Source organism: Streptomyces sp. NPDC024687 (genome assembly GCF_055559055.1).
Window position 1 is genome coordinate 312,297 of record NZ_JBVHLJ010000002.1, and the last position, 12,344, is coordinate 324,640.

Genomic DNA, 12,344 nt, shown 5'->3' on the forward strand with positions numbered 1-12,344 from the left:
CGGCCTCGCCGGCAAAACCACCCGGGCCGGATCATCAACCACCAGCAGGGTCAATCGACGAACCGCACCCGCGGTGCCTCCGGCACGTCCACCTCGTACGGGACCGTCCACGGCTCGAAACCTTCTCGACGGCAGGTGAAGACCAGGCGCATTGGCAGGTTGAGCCACTTGTCCCGCCATCGTTCCTCCCTGTCGTTGCCGCCCCACCAGAGGGGTGAGCGCGTGCGCTCCAGCGCGAACGGCCGCCCCCTGCCTACGGCGAGAGCGAACGGGGTGACAGTCTGCCCGTTCCGGTCCGCGCCGTCGGTGCCGGGCACGAACCGCAGTGGTCCCCACACCTGGGAAGCCACTTGCTCCTCGGTCGGTCCCCCAGGGAGCCGGGACGTGTAGTCCATGTCATCGCTCTGCGCGACCTCGACTCGGATCTCGTCGAGATGGCACAGCGGAAGCGGGCCGACGAGCCGGACGCTGAGCGTCGCTCGGTCGCCCTCACCCATCTCGATCCTCACGCTGAACTGCGGCAGCAGATCGGCGTGCCAACGGTCTCGCTCGATGCGCGCAACCGCGTCCGCGGTGGCGTTCGCACGGCGCGCCGCCAGCCACGCGCCCCCGGTAGCGACCGCACTGAAGACGGCCGTCGACCCGGCGATGATGGAGGCCCAGGGTGTTCCCATGAGGCGTGAGCGTAGGGGGAGTTGCACGAACCGTTTGCCGTGACTACGGCAAGCACTCCGTCTGACGAGCCCTGGAACACTCCCCAGGGCGCCGCGGTCGTTGGTTAACCGGAGGAGCACGCCCGGCCGGGGACACGATCCCGTGCGTTGTGGGCCCCTGCCCGGCGACACCACTTCATGGGACGCGATCCGCCGCCGAAGTCGAGCCCGGTTGCCTGCGGGATGCCGCCGCCCTGCTCAACGCATAGGGTCCTCGCTCCTGAGTTGCCCACCCGCGGGGTGGGTGCCGCCCACCGCTGGCGGGATCCGTGCGTCAATTTCATTCGGGACACTTTGTTGGTACGTCCTGACATACCCGTTGACATCCGCGCGAGGCCGCTCCATAGTCTCTCCAACTAGAGCGCGCTACTAAAGCGCTCCAGTCGCTGAACAGGTGGTCCACACCTACGACCGCCGCAGAGCGCCGTCACGCACGGCACATGTCATCCGCGCGCCGCCTCGTTTCTCGGTGATCAGGCATCGACCACCGACTGCGGACGCGCTTTCGCTCATCACCGACTCCACCCCGACAAGCACAGCGAGGTGCAAGGGACATGCACAGAAACCACCGAGCCGCGGTCCTCACCGCCACCGTCCTGGCCGGAACCCTGCTGGCCGCCGGCTGTTCCAGCAGCTCGGGCGGAAAGAAGTCCGAGGAAGGCAACGCGGCCGCCTCGGCGGGCAAGGCCACTACCCCGCGTATGACGGTGGCCATGGTCACCCACGCCTCCCCGGGCGACACGTTCTGGGACCTGGTGCGCAAGGGCGCCCAGGCCGCGGCCGCCAAGGACAACGTCAAGCTCGTCTACTCCAGCGACCCCAACGCGGGCAACCAGGCCAACCTGGTCCAGAACGCCATCGACCAGAAGGTCGACGGCATCGCCCTGACCGCCGCCAAGCCCACCGCCATGAAGGACGTCGTGGCCAAGGCCACCGCCGCCGGCATCCCCGTCGTCGGCTTCAATTCCGGCGTCGGCGACTGGAAGAAGCTCGGCATGCTCGAGTACTTCGGCCAGGACGAGAACATCGCGGGCCAGGCCTTCGGCGGGCGGCTGAACCAGCTTGGCGCCAAGCACGCCCTGTGCGTCATCCAGGAGCAGGGGCAGGTCGCCCTGGAGGCCCGCTGCGCCGGCTTGAAGAAGGGCTTCAGCGGCAAGACGGACATCCTTTACGTCAACGGCACGGACATGCCGTCGGTGAAGTCGACGATCACCGCCAAGCTGAAGCAGGACTCGTCCATCGACCAGGTGGTCACCCTCGGCGCCCCGATCGCGCTGACGGCGGTCCAGTCGTTGTCCGACGCCGGCAGCAAGGCCAAACTCGCCACCTTCGACCTCAACAAGGACCTGGTGAAGGCCGTCCAGGACGGCACGGTCGAGTTCGCCGTGGACCAGCAGCCGTATCTGCAGGGCTACCTCGCCGTGGACGCCATCTGGTTGTACAAGACAAATGGCAACTTCAGCGGCGGCAGCACCGCGCCCGTCCTCACCGGCCCGGCCTTCATCGACAAGACCAACGTCGACACGGTCGCCAAGTTCGCCGCGAACGGGACCCGGTGATGAGCATGGCCCAGCACGCCGAGCCGGCGGTGAACACACCGCCGGCCTCCGGCCCGAAGGAAACCGACGGCCGGACCGCGCAACGTCCCCTGACGCTGAGGGCGCTGGCCCGGCCCGAGGTGGGCGTCTTTCTCGGCGCCGCCGCCGTGTACGTGTTCGTCCTGATCTCTGCGCCGCCGGTGCGCGACGCCGGCTCGATGGCGAACATCCTCTACCAGTCGTCGACCCTCGGCATCATGACTGTCCCGGTGGCGCTGCTGATGATCGGCGGGGAGTTCGACCTGTCGGCCGGCGTCGCTGTGATCACCTCCGCCCTCACCGCGAGCATGCTCAGCTACCAACTCACCATGAACGTCTGGGTCGGCGTGATCGCCGCCCTGCTCGTCTCCCTCGGCATCGGCTTCCTCAATGGCTGGCTCGTGGTCAAGACCGGCCTGCCCAGCTTCCTGGTCACCCTGGGATCCTTCCTGATCCTGCAGGGCGTGAACCTCGCGGTGACCAAGCTGGTCACCGGCAACGTGGCCACCGACGACATCAGCGACATGGACGGCTTCAACAGCGCCAGGAAGGTCTTCGCCTCCAGCTTCGACATCGGCGGCGTCCAGGTGAAGATCACCATCTTCTGGTGGCTGCTGTTCGCCGCGATCGCGACCTGGGCGCTCGTGCGCACCAGGTACGGCAACTGGACCTTCGCCGTCGGCGGCAACAAGGACAGCTCGCGAGCCGTCGGTGTGCCGGTGGCCTTCACCAAAATCTCGCTGTTCATGCTGGTCGGCTTCGGCGCCTGGTTCATCGGCATGCACAACCTGTTCTCCTTCAACACCGTGCAGTCCGGCGAGGGCGTCGGCCAGGAGCTCATCTACATCTCGGCCGCGGTGATCGGCGGGTGCCTGCTGACCGGCGGCGCGGGCAGCGCGATCGGACCGGTCTTCGGGGCGTTCATGTTCGGCATGGTCCAGCAGGGCATCGTCTACGCCAACTGGAACCCGGACTGGTTCAAGGCCTTCCTCGGCGTGATGCTGCTGGGCGCCGTCATGATCAATCAGTGGGTCCAGCGCACGGCGACCCGGAGGTGACCCCAATGACGAACAACGCAAGCGGCACCCACGGTGCCGTCCTCGCCCACACTGTCCCCGACGACGCCGAGCGCCTGATCGTCCAACTGCGTAACGCGGGCAAGTCCTACGGCAACATCCGCGCCCTGCACGGGGTGAACCTGACGGTCCATCCCGGCCAGGTCACCTGCGTGCTCGGCGACAACGGGGCCGGCAAGTCCACCCTGATCAAAATCATCTCCGGGCTGCACCAGCACACCGAGGGCCACTTCCTCGTCGACAACACCCCGGTGCGCTTCAACACCCCGCGCGAGGCCCTCGACAAGGGCATCGCGACCGTCTACCAGGACCTGGCCGTGGTCCCGCTGATGCCGGTGTGGCGCAACTTCTTCCTCGGCTCCGAGATGACCAAGGGCCCCTGGCCGATCCGGCGTCTGGACATCGAGAAGATGAAGCAGACCGCCGACCACGAGCTGCGCGAGATGGGCATCGTCCTGGACGACCTCGAACAGCCCATCGGCACCCTCTCCGGCGGCCAGCGCCAGTGCGTGGCCATCGCCCGCGCCGTCTACTTCGGCGCCCGCGTCCTGATCCTCGACGAGCCCACCGCCGCCCTGGGCGTCAAGCAGTCCGGCGTCGTCCTCAAGTACGTGGCCGCCGCCCGCGACCGCGGTCTCGGGGTCATCTTCATCACCCACAACCCGCACCACGCCTACATGGTCGGCGACCACTTCAGCGTGCTGCGCCTGGGCACCATGGAACTGTCCGCTCCCCGCGAGCGGATCACCCTGGAGGAGCTGACCAACCACATGGCCGGCGGCACCGAACTCGCCGCACTCAAGCACGAGTTGTCCCAGGTCCGCGGTGTCGACACCGAAGCCCTCCCCGAAGAGTCGGACCTCACCTCGCCCGTGGCGGCCACGGGCGAGGCGGCCGCGTCCTGACAACGGCGCACGCGTCAACTGTCCACACACGCCGGGTGGGCGTCCACGGTCCGGCCACGGGACGTCGTTCCCAGGACGCCTGGCCGAAAACGCCCAACGACATCCAAGCGAAGAGGGGGAACGCCTCGCATGAGCACCGTACGCGTCGGAGTGATCGGCGCCGGCAACATGGGCGCCGATCACGTGAACACCCTGCACCGTCATGTCTCCGGGGCCGTGGTCACCATGGTCGCCGACATCGACGAGGAACGGGCCGCCACCGTCACGGGCCCCGTACCCGGAGCGCGTGCGACCGATGACCCCTATGCCCTGATTGCCGACCCGGCGGTCGACGCCGTGGTCATCGCCTCGCACGACACCACCCACGCCGATCTGACCGTCGCGGCCGTACGGGCCGGAAAAGCCGTGCTGTGCGAGAAGCCCCTCGCCCCCACACCGGCCGAGTGCGTCGGTGTCGTACGAGAGGAGCGGCACTTCGGCGAGCGGCTGATCTCGCTGGGGTTCATGCGCCGCTTCGACCCCGCGTACACGGAGCTCAGGGATGCGATCGCGGATGGTGTCTGCGGGGCGCCGCTGCTGTTGCACTGTGTCAGCCGCGGGGTCTTCTCGGCTGCCGGTGCCACGGATGAGCTCAGCATCACCGGGTCGGCCGTCCACGAGTTCGACACTGTGCCCTGGCTGCTCGACTCTGCAATCGAGGAGGTGAGTTGGCACGCCGGCCGCTCCACGAGCACGGCCACTGGCCTGCGCGACCCGCAGCTGATGCTGCTGCGCACCGCCGACGGCGCGCTGACCACCGTCGAGGTGTTCCTCAACGCCGGTTACGGCTACGACATCCGCTGCGAAGTGGTGGGCGAGCGCGGCACCTTGGCCCTGGCTCACCCCGCTCGCGTCGTCACCGACTTCACTCGGGTCCGGTCCCTCGGTTACCCGGCCGACTGGCGCCCCCGGTTCGCCGACGCCTACCGCCTCGAACTCCAGGCCTGGATCGACGCGGTCGCCTCCGGCAGGCCCTCTCCACTCGCGACCGCGGACGACGGCCTGGTGGCGAGCGCGGTGGCAGAGGCAGTCATCACGTCCATGAAGAACGGGGGCCGCAGCGTCGCCGTCCGGGTCCCGGAGGTCTGAGCATGCCCGCCTTTCCCACCACCCTTCCCGCTCCGCGCACCCCGGCGCCGATGGAAGCGCCCGTGCTGCGCTGGGGTGTTCTGGGCACCGGCTGGATCGCCGAACGCTTCATCGCCTCCGTGCAGCGCCACACCCGCCAGGTTTTTGCGGCCGTCGCGTCGCGTGACGGCGCCCGCGCAAAGGAGTTCGCGGGCCGCCACGGCATCCCGCACGCCTACGGCTCCTATGAGGAGCTGGCAGCTGCGGCGGACGTCGACGTCGTCTACGTTGCCACCGAGCACACTGCCCACCTCGACTGCGCCCGGATCTCCCTCACGGCCGGAAAGCACACGCTCGTGGAGAAGCCGCTCGCGCTCAACGCCTCCCAGGCCGCGGAGATCGTCCGACTGGCCACGGAGCGCGGCCTGTTCTGCGCCGAGGCGTTGTGGACCTTCTTCCTGCCCAGGTTCGACGTCGTACGGCAGATCCTCGACGCCGGTGTCCTCGGTGGCATCCGCACCGTGCTGGCCGATCACGGCGAGCACTTCGCGGGCGGCCACCGCATTCTCCGTCCTGATCTGGCCGGCGGGCCCCTCCTCGACCTGGGCACGTATCCGATCTCCTTCGCCGTGTCGGTCCTCGGCGAGCCGGTGGAGGTGCGGGGGGCTTTCGGCCAGCCCCACCCGGCGGGCGTCAACGGCCAGACTGCCGCCCTCCTCCGCGATGCTGACGGCGGCCTGGGCATCGTCCACACCACGCTGTTCAGCGACACGCCCACCACGGCCACGGTCGCCGGAACCCACGCCACCATGAGCCTGGCGGGCCCCTTCTACCAACCCGGCGAGGTGCTCCTCACCCCGGTCGGCGGCGGGACACCGCTGTCGTACGGCGAAGCGCGCACCGCACACGACGCCCTGCACTTCGAGGCGGCGGAGGTGGCCCGATGCATCGGCGCCGGACGGCTCCAGACGCCGCTGCGGCCGCTGGACGACTCCGTGTCCACACTTCGAGTGATGGACGAGATCCGCCGACTGTGCGGTACCTCCTTGCCCGACGAGGACTCAGCAGCGAGTCGGAGAGAGGCGGCACCCCAGCCTCCGACGACGGCCTGACCGCCGCTCGGTGTCAGCGCTTCGCCGGCGGCCCGCTGGTCCCCCGCACCACCAGCTTCGGCTCCACCACGGCCTCCCGCGGCTCGCGTTGAGGATCCTCCAGCCGTTCCACCGCGAAGCGGACGGCGTGCTCGGCCATGAGTCCGGCGTCCTGGCGCACGGTGGTCAGCCCGATCGGCATCAGGTGGGAGAGATGGCTGTCGTCGTAGCCGACCACGGACATGTCGCGCGGAACCTCGACGCCCGCGCGGGTCAGGGACATCAGCAGGCCCATCGCGCTGCGGTCGTTGCCCGCGAGGACCGCCGACGGCAGCGGGCGCCCCTCCTCGCGCTCCGTCAAAAGCAGACGGCCGGTCTCGATGCCGGACTGCTCGGTGTGCTCGCCGGGGATGACGCGTTCCTCGGCCTCCAGGCCATGGCGGCGCATCGCCGCCCGGTAGGCGCGCCGCCGTTCGGCCGAGCCGGGGCCGCGGCCGCCGTCGACGTGCACGATCCTGCGGTGTCCCAGCTCCACGAGGTGGTCCATCGCCTGGCGGACCCCCTTGGCCTCGGCGGAGTGCACGAAATCCACGTGCGCATGCGCGACCCTGCGGCTGACGGAGACCGCGACCGTGCGGCGTCCCAGCTCGGCCAGGAAGTCGGGTTCGGCGAAGGAGCCGAGCAGGATCACCGCCTCGCAGCGGTGACTGAGCAGCGCCTCCACGGCCTTCTCCTCGCTGCGGCCCGAAGTGGCGCCGGAGAGCAGGACCTCGTATCCGAGCCGCTCGGCCTCGGGGTAGATCCCCTCGATCAGGTTGGTGTGGAAGGTCTGCTGGACGGTGAACATCACGCCGAGCGTGCGGCTGCGGCCGCGCGCCAGCAGCCGGGCCGCACTGTCGGGCCGGTAGCCGATCTCGTCGGCGACCCGCAGCACCCGCTGCCGGGTCTCCTCGCTCGCACCCGGCTGGTTGCGGAACACGATCGAGACGAGCGCCCGCGAGACGCCGGCCTTCGCGGCGACGTCCGCCATCGTGGGCCGCTGCTTGCCCGATGCATCCACCGTGAACCCACCCTCCGACGCCGCCCACCCTAGCGGTGATCAAGAAATCTTCCGGCAACAACCTATTGACATGACATTTGGACTGGGGTCATCGTACTCGCACTAGAGCGCGCTAGTAGAGCGCGGCAGGAATTCTCCCGCGACGGCTCCCCGGAGTCCTCACCGGCGTCTGCGGAACGAAGGGAAACCAGCGTTATGCCGTTCGAAGTGCTGACCATGGGCCGCGTGGGAGTGGATGTGTACCCGCTCCAGACAGGCGTGGGGCTGGCCGAAGTCACCTCGTTCGGCAAGTACCTGGGCGGCAGCCCGACCAATGTCGCGGTGGCCGCGGCGCGCTACGGACGTACGGCCGCGGTGATCACGAAGACCGGCCGGGACCCGTTCGGCGGCTTCGTGCGCAGCGCACTGGCCGGCTACGGCGTCGACAGCCGCTTCGTCGGTACGTCGGACATCGCGCCGACCCCGGTGACGTTCTGCGAGATCTTCCCGCCGGATGATTTCCCGCTGTACTTCTATCGCCTGCCCAAGGCGCCCGACCTGGACATCGCCGCCGGTGAGCTGGACCTGGGCGCGGTCCGGGACGCGGCGGTCTTCTGGATGACGGGCACCGGGCTGAGCGAGGAGCCCAGCCGCTCGGCCACGCTGGCCGCGCTGGAGCGCCGAGCGAAGGCGGGCACGACGGTGTTCGACCTGGACTGGCGGCCGATGTTCTGGGCCGCCCCCGCCCGGGCGCGCACGTACTACTCCGAGGCGCTGCGGCACAGCACGGTGGCGGTCGGCAATCTCGACGAGTGCGAGGTTGCCACCGGCGAGCGCGAACCCTACGCCGCCGCGAACGCCCTGCTGGCCGCGGGCGTGGAGCTGGCGGTGGTCAAGCAGGGCCCGAAGGGCGTACTGGCCATGGACAGCAGCGGAGCGGTCGCCGAGATCCCCCCGATGCCGGTCGACGTGGTCAACGGCCTTGGTGCCGGTGACGCCTTCGGCGGGGCCCTGTGCCACGGTCTGCTCTCCGGTTGGGACACCCGCCGCACGGTGTCCTTCGCCAACGCCGCCGGTGCCCTCGTCGCCGGCCGTCTGTCCTGCTCGGACGCCATGCCGACCGAGGCTGAAGTCAACACCAAGCTCGATGAGGTGACCCGTGCAGTCTGAGAAACTGAGCCGGATCGTGTCCGCCCGCGCGAGCGACCCCGGCGCCATCGCGGCCGCCGCAGCCCGCCGTATCAGGGCCACCTCGCTGCTGGGCGAGCACGGCAAGGCGATGATCATCGCGGCCGACCATCCGGCACGGGGCGCGAACGGTGTCGGCTCCGACCCGACCGCCATGGCCGACCGCTTCGAACTCCTCGACCGGCTGTGCACCGCCCTGGAACGCCCGGGAGTGACGGGGGTGTTGGCCACCGCCGACATCCTCGAGGACCTCCTGCTGCTCGGCGTCCTCGACGGCAAGAGCGTCTTCGGTTCCATGAACCGGGCCGGGCTCGCGGGTTCGGTGTTCGAGATCGACGACCGGTTCACCGGCTACGACGCCGAGACCATCGCCACGATGGGCTTCGACGGCGGCAAGATGCTCACCCGCATCGCCCTCGACGACCCGGCCACCCCGGCCGCCCTGTCCGAGACCGCGCGCGCCGTCAACGAACTCAATGACCGTCGACTCATCGCCATGGTCGAGCCGTTCATGTCGGCATGGAAGGACGGCGGGATCCGCAACGACCTGTCGACGGACGCCGTCGTCAAGTCCGTCACGATCGCGTCCGGGCTGGGCCGGCGTACGGCCTACACCTGGCTCAAGTTGCCGGTCGTCGCCGGCATGGAGCGCGTCCTGGCCTCCTCGACCCTCCCGGCGCTGCTGCTGGGTGGTGAGGTGACCGACCCGGAGGCGGCGTTCGCCTCCTGGGGCAAGGCGCTCAAGCAGCCCACCGCGCAGGGCCTGGTCGTGGGCCGTTCCCTGCTCTATCCGGCGGGCGGCGACGTGGCCGGAGCCGTCGACAAGGCGGTGAGCCTGCTGTGAGCGACATCAGCAAGTACCACCTGCCCAGGGGCACTTCGGCCGACGGGCCCTACGACCTCCTTGTCACGCCCGAGTCGGCGGGCCGGGGATACTCCGGCCTCAGGATCCTGACCCTGAGGCCAGGCCAGGCACACGCCCTGTCCACCGGGGACTCAGAGTTCCTGGTCCTTCCGCTGACCGGCTCCTGCACCGTCACCACGGACGCCAGGATCTTCGAACTGGAAGGAGGGACCGGTGTGTTCGCCTCGGTCACCGACTTCGCCCATCTGCCTCCCGAGACGGAGGCCCTGATCAGCAGCGCACAGGGAGGTCTGTTCGCGCTGCCCTCCGCCCGTACCGAGCGGAGCTCACTCTCCGCTCGGTACGGGCCCAAGGAGGACGTGCCCGTGGAGCTCCGCGGCGCGGGGGCGTGTTCGAGGCAGGTCAACAACTACTGTCTGCCCGGCACCTTCGACGCCGAGCAGCTGCTGGTCTGCGAGATGCTCACACCCGCCGGCAACTGGTCGTCGTATCCGCCGCACGAGCACGACGAGGCGCGCCAGGACGTGGAGTCGGAGCTGGAGGAGATCCACTACTTCCAGGTCGCGGGAGACCGGAACGGCTTCGGCTACCTGGGGGTGCCCCCGCGCGAGCGAAGCCGAGCGTGGGGGAGGGTCTACGGCACCGCCGAGCGCCCCATCGACGTGCTCGCCGAGGTCCGTTCCGGTGACACCGTGCTCATCCGGCACGGCCGGCACGGACCGTCCATCGCCGCGCCCGGCCACGACCTCTGCTACCTCAACGTCATGGCCGGCCCCGGCCAGGACCGCGCCTGGCTGATCTGCGACGACCCCGCCCACGGCTGGGTCCGCACCACCTGGGAGTCCCAGGACATCGACGACCGGCTTCCCTTCGAAGGACTCACGCAGCGATGAACACCGTCCGGCTGACCACCGCGCAGGCTCTGGTGCGCTTCCTCGCGAACCAGTACAGCGAGCGCGACGGGCAGGAACAGCGGCTCGTCCCCGGGGTGTGGGGGATCTTCGGCCACGGCAATGTGGCCGGGATCGGGCAGGCCCTGCTGCAGGCCGCCACCACCGGCGAGGCGGATCTGCCCTACTACCTGGCCCGCAACGAGCAGGGCATGGTCCATGCCTCCGTCGCCTACGCGAAAATGCGTGACCGGCTGGCCACCTTCGCCTGCACCGCCTCCACCGGCCCCGGCTCCACCAACATGATCACCGGTGCGGCACTGGCCACCACCAACCGGCTCCCCGTGCTGCTGCTGCCGTCCGACATGTTCGCCACCCGCGCCGCCGACCCGGTGCTGCAGCAGCTGGAGGACACCCGCGGCGGCGACGTCACCGTCAACGACGCCTTCCGCGCAGTCTCCAAGTACTTCGACCGCATCTCGCGCCCCGAGCAGCTGATCCCGGCCGCACTGGCCGCGATGCGGGTGCTGACCGACCCGGTGGAGACCGGGGCCGTCACGCTCGCGCTGCCGCAGGACGTACAGGCCGAGGCCCACGACTGGCCCCTGTCCCTCTTCCGGCGGCGGGTGTGGCACGTGGGCCGCCCGGTCCCCGAGCCGGCCGCCGTCGAGCGGGCCGCCCGCCTGCTGCGCGGCGCCCGCAAGCCGCTCATCGTGACCGGTGGGGGTGCCGTGTACTCCGGTGCGGAGACCGCCCTGCGGGCGTTCGCGGAGGCCACCGGCATCCCGGTCGCCGACACCCACGCCGGCAAGGGCGCCGTCCCCTGGGACCACCCGTGCGCGGTCGGGGGCATCGGCTCGACGGGGTCGTACGCGGCGAACGAGCTCGCGAAGGAAGCCGATGTCGTCCTCGGTATCGGCACCCGCTACTCCGACTTCACCACCGCCAGCCATACCGTCTTCGCCCACCCGGACGTCACCTTCGTCAACCTCAACGTGGCCCGACTGGACGCCGTCAAGCACTCTGCCGAGCCGTTGGTCGCCGACGCCCGCCTCGGCATCCAGGCCCTCGCCGGCGCGCTCACGGACTGGGAGGTCGACCCGTCGTACCGCGAGCACACCCGCCACCTCGTCGCCCGCACCAGGGAGATCGAGGACCGGTGCTTCACCATCGGCCACGGACCGCTGCCCGCCCAGACCGAGATTCTCGGCGCGCTCAACTCCGTGCTCGACGAACGCGCTGTGGTCATCAACGCGGCCGGCTCCATGCCCGGCGATCTCCAGCAGCTGTGGCGGGCGCGCGACCCCAAGGCGTACCACGTCGAGTACGCCTACTCCTGCATGGGGTACGAGGTCGCGGCCGGCGTCGGCGCCAAGATGGCCGATCCCTCCCGCGAGGTCGTCGTGCTGGTCGGTGACGGCTCGTATCTGATGATGGCGCAGGAGATCGTGACCATGGTCTCCGAAGGCATGAAGGTCATCGTCGTCCTGGTCCAGAACCACGGCTTCGCCTCCATCGGCGCCCTGTCCGAGTCGCTCGGCTCGCAGCGGTTCGGCACCAAGTACCGCTACCGCAACGGCGATTCAGGACAGCTCGACGGCGACGTGCTGCCGGTCGACCTGGCCTCGAACGCCTCCTCCCTGGGCGCGGACGTCCTGCACGCCACCTCGGTCGAGGAGTTCCGCTCCGCGATGGAGAAGGCCAAGGCCGCCACCCGCACCACCGTCGTGCACGTCGAGACCGACCTCTACGGGCCCAACCCACCCGGCCACGGCTGGTGGGACGTCCCGGTCGGCCAGACCTCCGCCCTGGAGTCCACTCGCAGCGCGTACGAGACCTACGCCGCCCACAAGAAGACCCAGCGCCACTACCTGTAAGACCCTCCCCGCAAAG

General features: G+C 69.7%; 11 protein-coding genes. 9 read left to right on the plus strand and 2 right to left on the minus strand.

Features of this window, described 5'->3' with window-relative positions:
- Positions 1 to 50: 50 nt before the first annotated feature.
- The gene (locus ACZ39I_RS07825) at positions 51 to 674 is read right to left on the minus strand and encodes a hypothetical protein (RefSeq protein ID WP_467243576.1); all 624 of its coding nucleotides are present in this window, start codon (positions 672 to 674) and stop codon (positions 51 to 53) included.
- A gap of 593 nt (positions 675 to 1,267) precedes the next feature.
- Here ACZ39I_RS07825 and ACZ39I_RS07830 point away from each other — a divergent pair.
- The 5 genes from ACZ39I_RS07830 (at position 1,268) to ACZ39I_RS07850 (ending at position 6,490) form a co-directional block, all read left to right on the plus strand.
- Positions 1,268 to 2,272 (plus strand): sugar ABC transporter substrate-binding protein, encoded by a 1,005-nt coding sequence (locus ACZ39I_RS07830; protein WP_467243577.1) that lies wholly within the window; start codon positions 1,268 to 1,270, stop codon positions 2,270 to 2,272.
- On the plus strand, positions 2,272 to 3,348 hold the full coding sequence (locus tag ACZ39I_RS07835; protein WP_467243578.1) for an ABC transporter permease: 1,077 nt from the start codon (positions 2,272 to 2,274) through the stop codon (positions 3,346 to 3,348). Before ACZ39I_RS07830 ends, ACZ39I_RS07835 begins: the two co-directional genes overlap by 1 nt.
- 5 nt (positions 3,349 to 3,353) lie before the next feature.
- On the plus strand, positions 3,354 to 4,271 hold the full coding sequence (locus ACZ39I_RS07840; protein WP_467243579.1) for an ATP-binding cassette domain-containing protein: 918 nt from the start codon (positions 3,354 to 3,356) through the stop codon (positions 4,269 to 4,271).
- Between the two features lie 129 nt (positions 4,272 to 4,400).
- Positions 4,401 to 5,399, plus strand: coding sequence for a Gfo/Idh/MocA family oxidoreductase (locus tag ACZ39I_RS07845; RefSeq protein ID WP_467243580.1), 999 nt, complete (start codon positions 4,401 to 4,403; stop codon positions 5,397 to 5,399).
- Positions 5,400 to 5,401: 2 nt separating this feature from the next.
- Complete coding sequence (locus ACZ39I_RS07850) at positions 5,402 to 6,490, plus strand: Gfo/Idh/MocA family protein (protein WP_467243581.1); 1,089 nt, start codon at positions 5,402 to 5,404, stop codon at positions 6,488 to 6,490.
- A 13-nt stretch (positions 6,491 to 6,503) separates the two neighbouring features.
- Here the strand turns inward: ACZ39I_RS07850 and ACZ39I_RS07855 are convergent, their stop codons facing one another.
- Positions 6,504 to 7,499, minus strand: a complete 996-nt coding sequence (locus tag ACZ39I_RS07855) for a LacI family DNA-binding transcriptional regulator (protein WP_467244356.1) — start codon at positions 7,497 to 7,499, stop codon at positions 6,504 to 6,506.
- Between the two features lie 225 nt (positions 7,500 to 7,724).
- Here ACZ39I_RS07855 and iolC point away from each other — a divergent pair, with 225 nt between their 5' ends.
- The 4 genes from iolC to iolD are packed head-to-tail and all read left to right on the plus strand — an operon-like array spanning position 7,725 to position 12,328.
- Complete coding sequence (iolC, locus tag ACZ39I_RS07860) at positions 7,725 to 8,678, plus strand: 5-dehydro-2-deoxygluconokinase (protein ID WP_467243582.1); 954 nt, start codon at positions 7,725 to 7,727, stop codon at positions 8,676 to 8,678.
- A complete protein-coding gene (locus tag ACZ39I_RS07865; RefSeq protein ID WP_467243583.1) occupies positions 8,668 to 9,540 on the plus strand; it encodes a Cgl0159 family (beta/alpha)8-fold protein in 873 nt (290 codons plus the stop codon). Before iolC ends, ACZ39I_RS07865 begins: the two co-directional genes overlap by 11 nt.
- The gene (gene iolB / locus ACZ39I_RS07870; protein ID WP_467243584.1) at positions 9,537 to 10,454 is read left to right on the plus strand and encodes a 5-deoxy-glucuronate isomerase; all 918 of its coding nucleotides are present in this window, start codon (positions 9,537 to 9,539) and stop codon (positions 10,452 to 10,454) included. The genes ACZ39I_RS07865 and iolB overlap by 4 nt, the downstream gene beginning before the upstream one ends.
- The gene (gene iolD, locus ACZ39I_RS07875; RefSeq protein ID WP_467243585.1) at positions 10,451 to 12,328 is read left to right on the plus strand and encodes a 3D-(3,5/4)-trihydroxycyclohexane-1,2-dione acylhydrolase (decyclizing); all 1,878 of its coding nucleotides are present in this window, start codon (positions 10,451 to 10,453) and stop codon (positions 12,326 to 12,328) included. The genes iolB and iolD overlap by 4 nt, the downstream gene beginning before the upstream one ends.
- Positions 12,329 to 12,344: the final 16 nt, after the last annotated feature.

Excerpts from the sequence above, each read along its gene's own strand:
- ACZ39I_RS07825 (WP_467243576.1), bottom strand. The coding sequence starts at position 674 with ATGGGAACACCCTGGGCCTCCATCATCGCCGGGTCGACGGCCGTCTTC.
- ACZ39I_RS07830 (WP_467243577.1), top strand. The coding sequence starts at position 1,268 with ATGCACAGAAACCACCGAGCCGCGGTCCTCACCGCCACCGTCCTGGCC.
- ACZ39I_RS07835 (WP_467243578.1), top strand. The coding sequence starts at position 2,272 with ATGAGCATGGCCCAGCACGCCGAGCCGGCGGTGAACACACCGCCGGCC.
- ACZ39I_RS07840 (WP_467243579.1), top strand. The coding sequence starts at position 3,354 with ATGACGAACAACGCAAGCGGCACCCACGGTGCCGTCCTCGCCCACACT.
- ACZ39I_RS07845 (WP_467243580.1), top strand. The coding sequence starts at position 4,401 with ATGAGCACCGTACGCGTCGGAGTGATCGGCGCCGGCAACATGGGCGCC.
- ACZ39I_RS07850 (WP_467243581.1), top strand. The coding sequence starts at position 5,402 with ATGCCCGCCTTTCCCACCACCCTTCCCGCTCCGCGCACCCCGGCGCCG.
- ACZ39I_RS07855 (WP_467244356.1), bottom strand. The coding sequence starts at position 7,499 with ATGGCGGACGTCGCCGCGAAGGCCGGCGTCTCGCGGGCGCTCGTCTCG.
- iolC (WP_467243582.1), top strand. The coding sequence starts at position 7,725 with ATGCCGTTCGAAGTGCTGACCATGGGCCGCGTGGGAGTGGATGTGTAC.
- iolD (WP_467243585.1), top strand. The coding sequence starts at position 10,451 with ATGAACACCGTCCGGCTGACCACCGCGCAGGCTCTGGTGCGCTTCCTC.